Origin of the sequence: Micromonospora matsumotoense (assembly GCF_900091525.1) — a bacterium.
GTDB classification, from domain to species: Bacteria; Actinomycetota; Actinomycetes; order Mycobacteriales; family Micromonosporaceae; genus Micromonospora; species Micromonospora matsumotoensis.
On the sequence record NZ_FMCU01000016.1, the window covers coordinates 47,165 to 61,712 of the forward strand.

Genomic DNA, 14,548 nt, shown 5'->3' on the forward strand with positions numbered 1-14,548 from the left:
TCGAAGCCGACGCGGATCGGGCCGCGCCGACGGACCCCGCCACGCTGACCGGGGTGGGGGTCGGGCCGGGGGACCCGGAACTGCTCACCCTCAAGGCGGTCCGGGTGCTGGCCGAGGCCGACCTGGTGGTCGTACCGGTGCTGGACCGGCTGGCGGCGGACCCGGCGACGCCCCCCGGCCGGGCCGAGACGACGGTCCGCGCCCACGTGCCGGCGGACCGGCTGCGCCGGTTGCCGTTCGCCCTCGACGACCGGGGCGGGGTGACCGCCCGGCGGGAAGCCGCCTGGGACGCCGCCGCCCGTGCCGTGGTCGACGCGATCGACGCCGGTGCCCGGTCGATCGCCTTCGCCACCATCGGCGACCCGAACGTCTACTCCACCTTCGCCTACCTGGCCCACGGCGTCCGCGCGCTGCGGCCGGCGGTGCGGGTGCGGACCGTGCCCGGCGTCACCGCCATGCAGGAGCTGGCCGCGCGCAGCGGCGTCCCGCTCTGCCAGGGGCGGGAGCCGCTGACCCTGCTGCCCGCCACCGCCGGCCCGGCGCTGGTCGCCGACGCCCTCGCCGGGCCCGGCACCGTCGTGGTCTACAAGGGCTGGCGTCGGCACCGGGAACTCGTCGACGAGCTGCGCCGGCACGACCGGCTCGACGACGCGGTGCTCGGCCGGGGCCTCGGCCTGCCCGACGAGTCGATCGGGCCGGTCGGACCCGCCGACGACGACCTGCCGTACCTGTCGACGCTGCTGGTCCCGGCGCGCCGGGACGGGCGGGGAGGAAAACTGTGACGTCCACCGGAAAGGTGTGGTTCGTGGGGGCCGGGCCCGGCGCGGCCGACCTGCTCACCCTGCGCGCCGCCCGGGTGATCGCCGACGCCGACGTGGTGATCTGGGCGGCCAGCCTGGTGCACGCCGACGTGCTGGCCCACGCCCGCCCCGACGCCGAGATCGTCGACTCGTCGCAGCTGCCCATCGAGGGGGTGCTGCCGCTCTATCGACGGGCCGCCGCCGAGCGGCTCACCGTGGCCCGGATCCACTCCGGCGACCCGGCGCTCTGGGGCGCCGTGCAGGAGCAGCTCGACCTGTGCCGGGCCCTCGACCTGGCCGTGGAGATCGTCCCCGGGGTCTCCTCGTTCACCGCCGTCGCCGCGATCGTCGGCCGGGAACTGACCATCCCCGAGGTAGCCCAGTCGGTGATCCTCACCCGGCTGGAGGGCGGCAAGACGCCGATGCCGGCGGGGGAGCGGGTCCGCGACTTCGCCCGGCACGGCACCACCATGGCGCTGTTCCTCTCCGCAGCCCGCGCCGGGCAGGCGCAGACGGAGCTGCTCGCCGGGGGCTACCCGGTCGACACCCCCGTCGTGGTGGCCTACCAGGCGACCTGGCCGGACGAGCTGGTGGTGCGGTGCGCGCTCGGCGACCTGGCGGCCACCGTCAAGGAACACCGGCTGTGGAAGCACACCCTGTTCCTGGTCGGGCCGGCGCTCGCCGCCAGCGGCACCCGTTCGCACCTCTACCACCCCGGGCACTTCCACACCTTCCGCCGGGCCGAGCCGACCGCCCGCGCCGAGCTGCGCCGGTCCCGCGCCACCACAGCGGAGGACGCGACACCGTGACGTACGCCGAGCCGCCGTTGCGCGAGCCGGACCTGCCGCGTACCGCGAAGGTCCGGCCGGTGGCGCTGCGGACCGGCTGGACCACCGGCGCGTGCGCGACGGCGGCGGCGAAGGCGGCGGTGACCGCGCTGGTCACCGGCGTGCCCCAGCGGGAGGTGGAGATCGGGCTGCCCGCCGGGCGGCGGGTGGCCTTCCCGGTCGCCCGGTGCGAGCTGACGCCGTCGCCCGATCCGCAGGCGGAGGCGGTGGTGGTCAAGGACGCCGGGGACGACCCGGACGTCACCCACGGCGCCCAGCTCACCGCCACCGTCGGCTGGCGGCCCCGACCCGGCCTGGACCTCGCCGGCGGTTCGGGCGTCGGCACCGTCACCCGACCCGGGCTCGGCCTCGCCGTCGGCGGGCCGGCCATCAACGACACCCCCCGGCGGATGATCGGCCAGGCCGTGGCCGAGGTGGTCGACCTGACCGAGGTGGGCGTCCGGGTGGTGATCAGCGTGCCGGGCGGTGAGGTGATGGCCCGCAAGACCACCAACCGGCGGCTCGGCATCGTCGGCGGCATCTCGATCCTCGGCACCACCGGCATCGTCCGGCCGTTCTCCACCGCCTCCTGGCGGGCCAGCGTGGTACAGGCGGTGCACGTGATGGCCGCCCAGGGGGAGCGGACCGTGGTGCTGTGCACCGGCGGGCGGACCGAGCGGGCCGCCCGCGCGCTGCTGCCGGAGCTGCCCGAGGTGTGTTTCGTCGAGGTCGGCGACTTCACCGGCGCGGCCGTCACCGCCGCCGTGGGCGACGCGATGACCGGGGTGGTCTTCGTCGGGATGGCCGGCAAGCTGGCGAAACTCGCCGCCGGGATCCTGATGACCCACTACACCCGCTCGAAGGTGGACCTGTCCCTGCTCGGCACGGTCACCGCCGAGGCCGGCGGCGACGCCGACCTGGTGGCGGCGGTGGTGGCGGCCAACACCGGCCGGCACGCGTACGAGCTGTGGGAGGCCGCCGGGCTGCTGCGTCCCGCCGGTGACGTGCTCTGCGACCGGGTCCGGCAGGTGCTGCGCCGCTTCGCCGGGCCGGCGCTCACCGTCGACGTGGCGATGGTCGACTTCACCGGCGACCACCTGGTCGCCTCCTCCGGCCGGTGGCCGGCATGACGCGGTCGGTGCCGGGGTCCGGATCGGAGCCGGTGGCCGGCGGGTCCGGATCGGTGCCGCCGGTGCTGCAGCCAGAGCCGGTCGTGGTGGTGGGGATGGACGCGGTCGGCCGGCCGTTGTCCCCGTCGGCGGTGGCCGCCCTGGCCGGGGCCCGGCTGGTCGTGGGAGCGGCCCGGCACCTGGCCGCCGTGCCGGTGCCGTCCGGCGTCGACACCGTCGTGCTCGGCCCGCTCGCCCCCGCGCTGGACCGGCTCGCCGCCGCCCACGCCGCCGGGCAGCCGGCTGTCGTGCTGGCCAGCGGCGACCCCGGGTTCTTCGGCGTGGTACGCCGGCTGCGCGCCGCCGGCCTGCCGGTGCGGGTGCTGCCGGCGGTGTCCAGCGTGGCCGCCGCGTTCGCCCGCGCCGGGCTCGACTGGGACGGTGCCGTGGTGGTCACCGCCCACGGTCGGGAGTTGGGTCCCGCGCTCAACGCCTGCCGGGCGCTGCCCGCCGTGGCCGTGCTCACCGCGCCGGGTGCCGGGGCCGCCGAGATCGGTGCCGGGCTGACCGGCTGGGCCCGGTGTCTGGTGGTCGCCGAACACCTCGGCACGCCCGCCGAGCGGGTCACCTGGACCACCCCGGAGCAGGCCGTCACCCGCGCCTGGGCCGACCCGCACGTCCTGCTCAGCCTGGCCGCGCCCGGCGGTGCCGCCGACGGCGACCCCGGGGCGCAGCCCGCCGGGCGTCCCAGCACCGCTGAGCGGGACGGGGCCGTCGGACCGGGTGACGCCGGCCGGTCGGATGACGCCGGCCTGGCGGGCGACGGCGGTCCGGCGGGCGATGGTGCCCCGGCCGGGGTCGGGCCGGTGCGGGCGGACAACCAGCCGGCCGCCGCGCCCGTCGGCGGCTGGGCGCTGCCCGAGTACGCGTACCGGCACCGGGACTCGATGATCACGAAGGCCGAGGTGCGGGCCCTGGCCGTCGCCCGGCTACGCCCCCGGCTCGGGCGACTGGTCTGGGACGTCGGTGCGGGCAGCGGATCGGTCGGCATCGAGTGCGCGCTGCTCGGCGCGGCGGTGATCGCCGTGGAGCGGGACCCAGCGGCACCGGTCGCCGAGAACGCCGCCCGGCACGGCGTCGCCGTCCGGGTGGTGACCGGCGACGCGCCAGCCGTGCTGGGCGGGCTGCCCGACCCAGACGCCGTCTTCGTCGGCGGCGGGGGGACCGACGTGCTGACCGCCGTCGCCGACCGCCGCCCCGCCCGGGTGGTGGTCGCCCTCGCCGCCCTGGACCGGGTCGCCCCGGCGGTGCACCTGCTGCGCGCCGCCGGCTACGCGGTGACGGGCAGTCAGCTCACCGCCGCCCGCCTCGCCGATCTGCCCGGCGGGTCCATCCGACTCGCGGCCACCAACCCGGTGGTCGTCCTCACCGGGGAGCGCCCGTGACCGCCACCGCACCACACCGGCACCGGGCCGGGACCGGCACCGGCACCGGCCCGCCCCGGGTCGGACTCGTCGCGGCCACCGCCGCCGGCCGCCGGCACGCCCGCACCCTGGCCGCCGCCTGGCCGCACGCCCGGCTGGTCGAGGCCGACGGGGTCGCCGACGCGCTGCGGACGGCCTGGACGGGGTACGACGCGGTGGTGGCGTTCCTGGCCACCGGGGCGGTGGTGCGGATCCTGGCGCCGCTGCTCGGTGACAAGCGGACCGACCCGGCGGTGGTGGTGGTCGACGAGGCCGCCCGGCACGCCGTCGCCCTGCTCGGCGGCCACGCCGGCGGCGCGAACACGCTCGCCGCCGAGGTGGCCGCGCTGCTCGACGCCCGGCCGGTGGTCACCACGGCCACCGACGCGGTCGACCTGCCGGGCCTGGACACCCTCGGCTGGCCGGTCGAGGGGGCGGTGGCCGCGGTGTCCCGGGCGATCCTCGACGGCGAACCGGTCCAACTGGTCGCCGACGCGGTGTGGCCGCTGCCGGCCCTGCCGCCCAACGTCCATCTCGTTCCACCGGCCGCCGCACCGTCTCCCGCCGCGCCACACCCGCCCGTCCGACCGGGGCCGGCCGCCGATCCGGCGGGCGGGTACCGGGTGCTGGTCACCGACCGGGTGGTGCCGGTCGACGACCGCACCGCCGTGTTGCGACCGCCGTCCCTGGTCGCCGGGGTGGGGTCCAGCCGGGGGGTGGCCGCCGCCGAGGTCGACGCGCTGCTGTGTCGGGTGCTCGCCGACGCCGGGTTGAGCCCGGCCAGCCTGCGCTGCCTGGCCAGCGTCGACGTGAAAGCCGACGAGGAGGGCATCCGGGCCACCGCCGACGCGCGCGGCGTACCCCTGCGGACCTGGCCGGCGGCGGACCTGGCGACGGTCGACGTGCCGCACCCCAGCGAGGTGGTCCGGGCCGCCGTCGGCACGCCCAGCGTCGCGGAGGCGGCGGCGTTGCGCGACGGCGGCACCCTGCTGGCGCCGAAGACCGCCTCGGCGATGGCCACCGTCGCGGTCGCCCGGCAGGCCCCGCGCGGCCGGCTGGCGATCGTCGGCCTGGGCCCGGGCGCGGCCGACCTGCGCACCCCGCGCGCCGTCGCCGAGTTGCGCCGGGCCGCCGTGGTCGTCGGCCTCGACCAGTACGTCGACCAGGTCCGCCACCTGCTCCGGCCGGGTACCCGGGTGCTCGCCAGCGGGCTCGGCGCGGAGGAGGAACGGGCCCGCAGCGCCGTCGCCGAGGCCACCGCCGGGCACGCCGTCGCGCTGATCGGCTCCGGTGACGCCGGGGTGTACGCGATGGCCAGCCCCGCCCTGGAGTACGCCGACGAGCGGATCGACGTGGTCGGTGTGCCCGGGGTGACCGCCGCGTTGGCCGCGTCCGCCCTGCTCGGCGCGCCGATCGGACACGACCACGTCTATCTGAGCCTGTCCGACCTGCACACCCCGTGGGCGGTGATCGAACGGCGGGTCGCCGCCGCCGCCGAGGCGGACCTGGTCGCGCTGCTCTACAACCCGCGCAGCCGGGCCCGGGACTGGCAGCTCGGCGCGGTGCTGGCGACGTTCGCCGCGCACCGCCCGCCGCAGACCCCCGTCGGGGTGGTACGCAACGCCAGCCGGCCCGACGAACAGGTCCACCTGGCCACCCTCGCCACCTTCGACCCGACCGTGGTCGACATGTACGGCCTGGTGGTGGTGGGCAGCTCGCAGACCCGGCTGGTCGGCGGCCGGATGGTCACCCCCCGGGGCTACCGGTGGCGCGGGTGATCCCCGCCCTTCCGGTGCCCGACCCGGTCGCGGTGCTGCCACCGGCTGACCCGTCGGCGGGGGTCCCGGCCTTCCCGCCGGTGGTGATCGACGCCTGCCAGGGCTGCGGGGCCTGCCTGCTCACCTGTCCCACCCACGCGATCCGCCCGGTGCCCGGCGGCCTGACCGTCCGGGCCGACCGCTGCACCGGCTGCCTGGAGTGCGTGGAGGTCTGCCCGGTGGACGCGATCCGGACCGTCACCGACCGACGAGGAGCACCATGACCAGCATCCGCCCGGCCCGCCACCGGCCCGCTCCGGGAGGGGGGCGGTGAGCCGGGTCGTCCACCCGATCGAACAGGAGTCGTACCGGATCCTGCGGGACCGGGTCGACCTGCGGCAGTTGCCCCCGCTGACCCGGGCGGTGGTCGAGCGGGTGGTGCACGCCAGCGCCGACCTCGACTACGTCACCGACCTGGTCTGCGACGAGGCGGCGCTGGCCGGCGGGCTGGCCGCGCTGCGGGCCGGGGCGTCGATCGTCACCGACGTGGCGATGGTGGCCGCCGGGATCACCCGCGCGGGGCGGGAGATCGTCTGCCCGGTCGCCGAACCGGCCACCGCCGTCCTGGCCGGGGAGACCGGGTTGACCCGGTCGGCGGCGGCCGTGCGGATCGCCCTGGACCGGGTCGGACCGGGGGCGGTCTGGGTGGTCGGCTGCGCGCCGACCGCGTTGTTCGAGCTGATCGCCGTCGACGCCGCCCCGGCGCTGGTGGTCGGGCTGCCGGTCGGTTTCGTCGGGGCCGCCGAGTCCAAGGCGGCGCTGCGGGCCAGTGGCCTGCCCGCCGTGTCCAACATCGGCGAGAAGGGTGGCTCGGCGGTCGCCGCCGCCGCCCTCAACGCCCTGCTCTACCAGGAGGAAACATGACCGCACTGGTCATCGTCGGGCACGGTACGCGCAGCGCGGCCGGGGTCGCGCAGTTCGCCGCGCTCGTCGACCGGGTCCGGGACCGGGCCGGCGCCGCCGTCGGCGACGTCGAGGGCGGTTTCATCGAGCTGTCCCGGCCGCCGCTGACCGACGCGGTGAGCGCCCTGGTCGGGCGGGGGCACCGGGCACTGGTCGCGTTGCCGCTGGTGCTCACCGGCGCCGGTCACGGCAAGGGCGACATCCCGGCGGCGATGGCGCGTGAGCAGGACCGCCACGCCGGCCTGACCTACCGTTACGGTCGGCCGCTCGGCCCGCACCCGCTGCTGCACGCCGTCCTGGAGCAGCGGATCGACACGGCGCTGGCCGGGGCGGACCGGGCCGGCACCTGGGTGGCGCTGATCGGGCGCGGCGCCACCGACCCGGACGCCAACGCCGAGGTGGCGAAGGTGGCCCGGCTGCTCTGGGAGGGGCGCGGTTACGCCGGGGTCGAACCGGGGTTCATCTCGCTGGCCGAGCCCTCCGTGCCGGCGGTGCTCGACCGGTTGCGCCGGCTCGGTGCCCGCCGGATCGTGGTCGCGCCGTACTTCCTGTTCGCCGGGGTGCTGCCGGACCGGATCGTGGCCCAGTCGCAGGCGTACGCGGCCGGGCATCCCGACCTCGACATCCGGGTCGCCGACCTGATCGGTGACTGCGACGCCCTGGCCGACCTGGTCCTGGAGCGGCACTCCGAGGCGTTGCGCGGGGACATCCGGATGAACTGCGACACCTGCGCGTACCGGGTGCTGATGCCCGGCTTCGCCGACAAGGTGGGTCGCCCGCAGACCCCCCACGACCATCCCGACGACCCGGTCGACGGTCACGGCCACCACCATCACCACGAGGGCGGTCACCACCATCACGAGGGCGGTCACCACCACGACAGCGGTCACCACCACGACAGCGGTCATCACCACGACAGCGGTCATCACCAGGACGGCGGCCAGCATGCGGTGCGGGACGTGACCCCGGTGCGTTGAGGCCCGGTTCGCCGGTTCGCCGGTCAGCCGGTCAGCGTCCGGGCCAGGGCGAAGCCGAGCGTCGCCGCGCCCAGCCCCGCGACCACGCTGACCAGGGCGTTGGCCAGCGCGTACCGCCGGTCACCGGCGCGGGCCAGCCGTACGGTCTCGTAGCCGAAGGTGGACCAGGTGGTCAGCGCGCCACAGAAGCCGGTGCCGACCAGCGCGGTCACCGCCGGTCCGGCGGGCACCCCGACCACCGCGCCGAGCAGCAGCGAACCGACGACGTTGACGGTCAGCGTCCCCCACGGGAACCGGGAGTGGTGGCGGGCCTGCACGGCGCGGTCGGTGAGGTAGCGCAGCGGCGCACCCAGCGCCGCGCCGAGCGCGATCAGCAGCACGGTCACCGGGGGCCCTCCCGGTCCATCCGGCCCGCTTCCGGCGACCGGTCGTCTCGGCCCGTGCCCGGCGACCGGTCGTCCCGGCCCGCCTTCGGCGACCGGCGGCGCCGACCAGAGCCTGGCGGTCGTCCGCCCCGGCCGGCCCCCCGGCCCAGCAGCCGGGTGGCCAGGGCGTCACCGGCGACGACCGCCAGCAGCCCGCCGGCCAGGGTGGCGGCCAGGTAGCCCCACGCGATCCCGGCCGCCCCGGCGGCCAGTGCCCGGTGCACGTCGACGACGTACGCGGAGAAGGTGGTGAAACCGCCGAGCACGCCGACCCCGAGGAACGGCCGGACCAGCGGGCCCACCCGACGCCGGCCGAGCACCGCCATCAGCGCCCCGATCAGCAGGCAACCGGTGACGTTCACGGCAAAGGTGGACCAGGGGAAGCCGGTCGGGGTGTGCGGCAGGGCGGCCTGGACCCCGGCCCGGGCGAGGGCCCCGAGCACCCCACCGGCGGCGATCGCGCCCAGCACGGTGGCCGGGTGCGCGGTCAGTTCGCTCCGGTCGGTCGGGACGCGCAGGTCGACGTCGGGATCGACGCGACGCGGTGCCCCCTGGGTCATCGGGACCTCCCCACCAGTATGCGGACCACTGGCAGGGACCGTTGGCGCCTCCGGCGCGGTTCTCCCGGTCGGGCCGGGACGGCGGGCCCCACCGCCGACACGTCCGTGAGCATAGCCCGACCGGCCGCCCCCCACCGCGAAAGGAGGCGGCACCGGCGGCCGACCCGGGTCGGTGTGTCCGGGCCGTGCGGCAGGTCGGATGCCCGCCACGGCCCGCACCGGGTGGATACCGCCCCGGCCGCGTACGGTCGGCAGCGACGACCGGGACCCGTGCCGGCCGCCGCGCCGTGACCATCAGGAGGAACCGTGCCGGACCGCAGCCCGCCCCCCAGCGCGCCCGACCCTGCCGAGGAAATTGGCGGCGGCCGGGTCGAGCGGGTGCCGCGCGGCGGGGCCGGGGTCGAGCGGGTGCCGCGCGGCGGTGGCGGGGCCGGTCGGACGGCCGCCCACGACATGTTCGACGCCGACGTGGCCTCCCGGGGCCTCGGCATCGAGCTGGTCTCGGCCGGGGGCGGCGCGGCGGTGGCCCGGATGCGGGTGACCGCCGGGATGCTCAACGGCCACCGGATCGGTCACGGTGGTTTCGTCTTCCTGCTCGCCGACACCGCCTTCGCGCTGGCCTGCAACACCCACGGCCCGGCCACCGTCGCGGCCGGCGGTGAGATCAGCTTTCTCCGTCCGGTGCGCGAGGACGACCTGTTGACCGCGTACGCCACCGAACGTGCCCGGTACGGCCGCAGTGGCATCTACGACGTCACCGTCACCCGCGGGGACGAGGTGGTCGCCGAGTTCCGGGGACGCAGTCGCACCCTCGACCGGTCCTCCGGCGACCGACCGGCACCGCAGGAGGTTTGACCGTCGCGCGGTGGGAAACAGGGTGTATGCGCCCGTCCGCCGTGCACGCTCCACACGCGACGGCGCGCGGCGGTCGGCGGTCGGCGCGCCGATCAGCTCCGCCGGTGACCCCCTGAGGTGCGGGGGTCGTCCGGGGACAGTCGGGGAATTGCGTTGGTTTCATTGACATCGCCCCGGTTGGCGGAGAAGACTCGCCCTTTGATCTGCCAGGCGACGGAGGGTGACCGAGTCCATGACCAGATCGAGGATCGTCGCAGCGGCGCTCGCCGTCGCCCTGACCGGGCTGGCCGGATGCGGCGCCGGAGACAGCGTCGACGTCGACGGTGACGCCACCGCCGGCGGATCGGCCGGGGGCACGCTCACCGCCGCGATCGGCGGCGAACCGGACCAGCTCGACCCGCACCGGACATCGGCCTACTACAGCTTCGAGGTGCTGGAGAACGTCTACGACACCCTCGTCGAGCCGGACGCCGACCTCAAGATGGGGCCCGCGCTGGCCACCAGGTGGACCACCAGCAGCGACCAGCTCACCTGGACGTTCACCCTCCGCGAGGGCGTGACGTTCTCCGACGGTTCCCCGCTGACCTCGGAGGACGTCGTCTACTCGTACCAGCGGATCATCAGGGAGAAGCTGAACGCGGCGTACAAGTTCGCCACCGTCAAGTCGGTGACCGCGCCCGACCCGGCCACGGTGGTGGTCACGCTGACCGCGCCCACGCCCAACCTGCTGGCCAACCTCGGCGGCTTCAAGGGCGTCGCGATCGTCGAGAAGTCCAACGTGGAGTCCGGCGCGATCAAAACCAGGCCGGTGGGCAGCGGCCCTTTCACGGTGGCCTCCTACACCTCCGGCGACACCATCAAGCTGACCCGCAACGACGCCTACTGGGGGCAGAAGCCCAAGCTCGACGGGGTCACCTTCACCTTCGTCAAGGACCCGACGGTGGCGTTGCAGAATCTGCGCGGCGGTGAGGTGCAGTGGACCGACAACCTGCCCCCGCAGCAGGTGCCGGCGTTGAAGGAGGCCGGCGAGGTGGCCGTCACCACCACCCCCTCGACCGACTACTGGTACCTCGCCCTCAACGAGGGGCGCGAGCCGTACGACGACGTGAACGTCCGCCGGGCCGTCGCGTTCGCCCTGGACCGGGAGGCGATCACCAAGGCCGCCAAGTTCGGGCAGGCCACCGCCAACCAGACCGCCATCCCCCAGGGCAGCTCCTGGTACTACGACTACTCGCCCTACCGGCACGACCCGGACCAGGCCCGGCAGTTGCTCGGCCAGGCCGGCGTCAAGGGCCTCACCCTGGACCTCATGGTGACCAGTGAGTACCCGGAGACGGTCAGCGCCGCCCAGGTGATCGCCGCCCAGCTCAAGGAGGTCGGGATCACCGTGAAGATCCGTACCCTGGACTTCGCCCAGTGGCTCGACGAGCAGGGCAAGGGAAACTTCGGCGGATTCCTGCTCGGCTGGCTGGGCAACATCGACCCGGACGAGTTCTACTACGCCCAGCACCGCACCGGCGGCACGTTCAACTTCCACAAGTACAGCAACCCCACCGTCGACACCCTGCTCGACCAGGCCCGCACCCAGACCGACGAGGGCGTACGCAAGCAGACCTACGAGCGGGCGGCGAAGCAGATCGTCGACGACGCCAGCTACATCTACCTCTACAACCCGGACGTGGTGCAGGGCTGGTCCAAGAAGGTCACCGGCTACCAGGTGCGCACCGACCGGGCGATCCGGTTCCGCGACGTCGCCCTGGCTCGCTGAGGCGGCGGCGTGGGACGCTTCGTCCTGCGGCGGCTGCTCCAGTCGGTCGTCGTCCTGCTCGGGGTGACCCTGGTGGTCTTCCTGCTGCTGCAACTGGTCCCCGGCGACCCGGTCCGGGTCGCCCTCGGCACCCGCTTCGACCAGCAGACCTACGACGCGCTGCGGGAACGCTCCGGGCTGGACCGGCCGCTGGTGGTGCAGTACCTCAGCTATGTCGGCCACGCGCTCACCGGCGACCTGGGGGTCAGCTTCCGCAGCGGCCAGCCGGTCACCTCGATCGTGCTGGAACGACTCCCCGCCACCGGATCGCTGTCGGTGACCGCCGTGCTGTTCGCGCTGCTGGTCGCCTTCCCGCTCGGCGTGCTCTCCGCGATGCGCAGCGGCTCGTTCGTCGACCACGCCGCCCGGGTGTTCAGCCAGTTCGGGGTCTCCGTCCCGGATTTCTGGATGGGCATCATGGGCATCCTGCTCTTCGCCGGGGTGCTCGGCTGGCTGCCACCGTCGGGCTACGTGGCGCTCACCGACGACCCGGCGGGCTGGGCGTCCCACGTGGCCCTGCCCGCCGCCGCCGTCGGCCTGGTCACCGCCTCCATCCTCACCCGGTTCATCCGCTCCTCGGTGCTCGAGGTGCTCGCCGAGGACTACGTGCGCACCGCCGAGGCCAAGGGGCTGCGCCGCCGGGTGGTGATCGTCCGGCACGTGCTGCGCAACGCGCTGATCCCGGTGGTCACCGTGGTGGCGGTGCAGTTGGCCAGCCTGGTCGGTGGGGTGATCGTGATCGAGGTGCTCTTCGCCTGGCCCGGCGTCGGTCGGCTCACCTACGACGCCGTCCAGGCCCGGGACTATCCGGTGCTCCAGGGCGCGGTGCTCTTCGTGGCCACCCTCTTCCTGTTGATGAACCTGCTGGTGGACGTCCTCTACGCCCGCCTCGACCCGAGGATCACGCTGCGATGAGCGCGGCCGGGGACCGGGCGTCGGCGGACGCCGGCACGCCGGGCGGCGCGGCCGACCCGTCCACCGCGCCGCACCCGCCGACGCGCGCCGACCTGACGTCGCCGCGTCCGGTGGACGACCACCCGCCGACGCGGGCCGCCGAGGCGGGCACCCTGCGGCGTACGCTGACCGCGCTGCGGCACGACCCGCCCGCCGTCGCCGGCACGGTGGTGCTGCTGGCCCTGCTGGTCGTCGGGCTGGCCGGGCAGTGGCTCGCGCCGGCCGGGATCAACGACGTGGACGTCGACCAGATGCTCCGCCCGCCCAGTGGCGCACACCCGTTCGGCACCGACGAGTTGGGCCGCGACGTGCTCAGCCGGGTGCTGGTGGCGGCCCGGGTGTCGTTGCAGGTGGGCCTGGTCAGCGTCGGCATCGCCCTGGCCGTCGGGGTGACCGTCGGCCTGCTCGCCGGCTGGTACGGCGGCTGGGCGGACAACCTCCTGATGCGCGGCATGGACGTGCTGTTCGCGTTTCCGGTGCTGCTGCTCGCCGTGGCGATCGTCGCGGTGCTCGGCCCGGGGCTGGTCACCGCGATGGTCGCCATCGGCGTGGTCTACACCCCGATCTTCGCCCGGGTGACCCGGGCCAGCGTGCTCGCCGTCCGGGAACAGGTCTTCGTCCGGGCGGCCGTCTCCATCGGCACCTCCGACCTGCGCATCCTGCGCCGGCACGTGCTGCCGAACATCGCCGCCCCGCTGATCGTCCAGACCTCGCTGTCGCTGGCCTTCGCGATCCTGTCCGAGGCGGCGCTGTCCTTCCTCGGGCTCGGCGTCCAGCCACCCGCGCCGGCCTGGGGCCGGATGCTCTACGACGGGCGCGGGTTCATCACCGACGCCTGGTGGTTGGGGTTCTTCCCCGGCGCGGCGATCTTTGTGACCGTACTCGCCTTCAACCTGGTCGGTGACGCGCTGCGGGACGTGCTCGACCCGCGTCAGCTCACCGTCAGCGAGGCCCGCAGGAGCACCCGATGAGCGCGCCCGTCGTACCGTCGCCCCGGGCCGGCGGGGAACCGCCCGGTGGCGAGCCGGTGCTGGCCATCGACGACCTAACGGTCACCCTCGGCACCCGCAACGGTCCCGCCCGGGCGGTCGCCGGCGTGGACTGGTCGGTGGCCCCCGGTCGGACCCTGGCCCTGGTCGGCGAGTCCGGCAGCGGCAAGAGCATGACCGTGCTCGCGGCCACCGGCCTGGCGCCACGCTCCGCCACGGTCACCGGCCGGGTCCGGCTGCTCGGCCGGGAGCTGACCACGATGTCCGAGACGGACCGTCGCCGGTGGCGCGGCCGACACGTCGGTTTCGTCTTCCAGGACCCGATGACCACCCTCAACCCGGTGCTGACCGTCGGCCGCCAGGTCACCGAGGCGTGCGAGGAACACCTCGGGATGAGCCGGCGGCAGGCCCGGTCCCGCGCCGTCGAGTTGCTCGACCTGGTCGGCATCCCGGCACCCGAACGTCGGGTGGACGCGCACCCGCACCAGTTCTCCGGCGGGATGCGCCAACGGGTCGTCATCGCGATGGCGCTGGCCTGCGAACCGGAGTTGCTCATCGCCGACGAACCGACCACCGCGTTGGACGTCACCACCCAGGCGCAGATCGTCGAACTCGTCGCCGACCTGCGCCGCCGGCTCGGCACCGCCGTCGTCTGGATCACCCACGACCTCGGGGTGGTGGCCGGGATCGCCGACACCGTCGCGGTGATGTACGGGGGGCGGATCGTCGAGCAGGGGCCGGTCGACGCGGTGTTCGCCGCGCCGGGGCACCCGTACACCCGGGCCCTGCTGGCCGCCCGGCCCCGGCCCGGCGCGGCGGGGGAGGAGCTGGCCGCGATCCCCGGCGCGCCTCCCAGCCCGCTCGACCTGCCGGCCGGTTGCGCGTTCTGGCCCCGCTGCCCGGTGCGGGGCGACGCCCGCTGCGCACACGAACTGCCACCGCTGGTCCCGATCGCCCCCGGGCACCGGGTCCGCACCTTCTATCCCACCACCGCCGACGGCGGCGCCACCGCCGACCCCACCACCGCCGACGGCGGCGCCACCGCCGACCCCACCACCGCCG

11 protein-coding genes and 5 pseudogenes are annotated in these 14,548 nt (G+C 75.5%); 14 read left to right on the plus strand and 2 right to left on the minus strand.

Features of this window, described 5'->3' with window-relative positions; genetic code table 11:
• Positions 1–44 precede the first annotated feature (44 nt).
• From cobI to GA0070216_RS25290, 9 genes and pseudogenes are all read left to right on the plus strand, one after another.
• The gene (gene cobI / locus GA0070216_RS25255) at positions 45–782 is read left to right on the plus strand and encodes a precorrin-2 C(20)-methyltransferase (protein WP_091251363.1); all 738 of its coding nucleotides are present in this window, start codon (positions 45–47) and stop codon (positions 780–782) included.
• Positions 779–1,609, plus strand: coding sequence for a precorrin-4 C(11)-methyltransferase (gene cobM / locus GA0070216_RS25260; RefSeq protein ID WP_091251153.1), 831 nt, complete (start codon positions 779–781; stop codon positions 1,607–1,609). The genes cobI and cobM overlap by 4 nt, the downstream gene beginning before the upstream one ends.
• Positions 1,606–2,757 carry a cobalt-precorrin-5B (C(1))-methyltransferase gene (locus GA0070216_RS25265; RefSeq protein WP_091251156.1) on the plus strand — a complete coding sequence of 384 codons (1,152 nt, stop codon included), beginning with the start codon at positions 1,606–1,608 and terminating at the stop codon, positions 2,755–2,757. Before cobM ends, GA0070216_RS25265 begins: the two co-directional genes overlap by 4 nt.
• Positions 2,754–3,434, plus strand: a pseudogene (gene cbiE, locus GA0070216_RS36670) (precorrin-6y C5,15-methyltransferase (decarboxylating) subunit CbiE); the annotation flags it as partial. The gene GA0070216_RS25265 and the pseudogene cbiE, both read left to right, overlap by 4 nt.
• Positions 3,435–3,593: 159 nt before the next feature.
• Positions 3,594–4,181: pseudogene (gene cbiT / locus GA0070216_RS36675) on the plus strand (precorrin-6Y C5,15-methyltransferase (decarboxylating) subunit CbiT); the annotation flags it as partial.
• A complete protein-coding gene (gene cobJ / locus GA0070216_RS25275) occupies positions 4,178–5,977 on the plus strand; it encodes a precorrin-3B C(17)-methyltransferase (protein ID WP_091251158.1) in 1,800 nt (599 codons plus the stop codon). The pseudogene cbiT and the gene cobJ, both read left to right, overlap by 4 nt.
• 35 nt (positions 5,978–6,012) lie before the next feature.
• Complete coding sequence (locus GA0070216_RS25280; RefSeq protein ID WP_091251367.1) at positions 6,013–6,240, plus strand: 4Fe-4S binding protein; 228 nt, start codon at positions 6,013–6,015, stop codon at positions 6,238–6,240.
• A gap of 46 nt (positions 6,241–6,286) precedes the next feature.
• Positions 6,287–6,880, plus strand: coding sequence for a precorrin-8X methylmutase (locus GA0070216_RS25285; protein ID WP_091251161.1), 594 nt, complete (start codon positions 6,287–6,289; stop codon positions 6,878–6,880).
• A pseudogene (locus tag GA0070216_RS25290) lies at positions 6,877–7,779 on the plus strand (sirohydrochlorin chelatase); the annotation flags it as partial. The gene GA0070216_RS25285 and the pseudogene GA0070216_RS25290, both read left to right, overlap by 4 nt.
• A gap of 140 nt (positions 7,780–7,919) precedes the next feature.
• Here GA0070216_RS25290 and crcB read toward each other — a convergent pair.
• Together crcB and GA0070216_RS25300 are read right to left on the minus strand one after the other, a co-directional pair.
• On the minus strand, positions 7,920–8,282 hold the full coding sequence (crcB, locus tag GA0070216_RS25295; protein WP_091251166.1) for a fluoride efflux transporter CrcB: 363 nt from the start codon (positions 8,280–8,282) through the stop codon (positions 7,920–7,922).
• A gap of 116 nt (positions 8,283–8,398) precedes the next feature.
• Positions 8,399–8,881, minus strand: a pseudogene (locus GA0070216_RS25300) (FluC/FEX family fluoride channel); the annotation flags it as partial.
• 453 nt (positions 8,882–9,334) lie between these two features.
• Here GA0070216_RS25300 and paaI point away from each other — a divergent pair.
• From paaI to GA0070216_RS25325, 5 genes and pseudogenes are all read left to right on the plus strand, one after another.
• Positions 9,335–9,736 carry a hydroxyphenylacetyl-CoA thioesterase PaaI gene (gene paaI, locus GA0070216_RS25305; RefSeq protein ID WP_091251369.1) on the plus strand — a complete coding sequence of 134 codons (402 nt, stop codon included), beginning with the start codon at positions 9,335–9,337 and terminating at the stop codon, positions 9,734–9,736.
• Positions 9,737–9,968: 232 nt separating this feature from the next.
• A complete protein-coding gene (locus GA0070216_RS25310; RefSeq protein ID WP_091251372.1) occupies positions 9,969–11,504 on the plus strand; it encodes an ABC transporter substrate-binding protein in 1,536 nt (511 codons plus the stop codon).
• A 9-nt stretch (positions 11,505–11,513) separates the two neighbouring features.
• Positions 11,514–12,458: an ABC transporter permease gene (locus tag GA0070216_RS25315; RefSeq protein ID WP_091251171.1), complete on the plus strand. Its 945-nt coding sequence runs from the start codon at positions 11,514–11,516 to the stop codon at positions 12,456–12,458.
• Positions 12,455–13,468 carry an ABC transporter permease gene (locus GA0070216_RS25320; RefSeq protein WP_245722716.1) on the plus strand — a complete coding sequence of 338 codons (1,014 nt, stop codon included), beginning with the start codon at positions 12,455–12,457 and terminating at the stop codon, positions 13,466–13,468. The genes GA0070216_RS25315 and GA0070216_RS25320 overlap by 4 nt, the downstream gene beginning before the upstream one ends.
• Positions 13,465–14,487: pseudogene (locus tag GA0070216_RS25325) on the plus strand (ABC transporter ATP-binding protein); the annotation flags it as partial. The gene GA0070216_RS25320 and the pseudogene GA0070216_RS25325, both read left to right, overlap by 4 nt.
• Positions 14,488–14,548 lie beyond the last annotated feature (61 nt).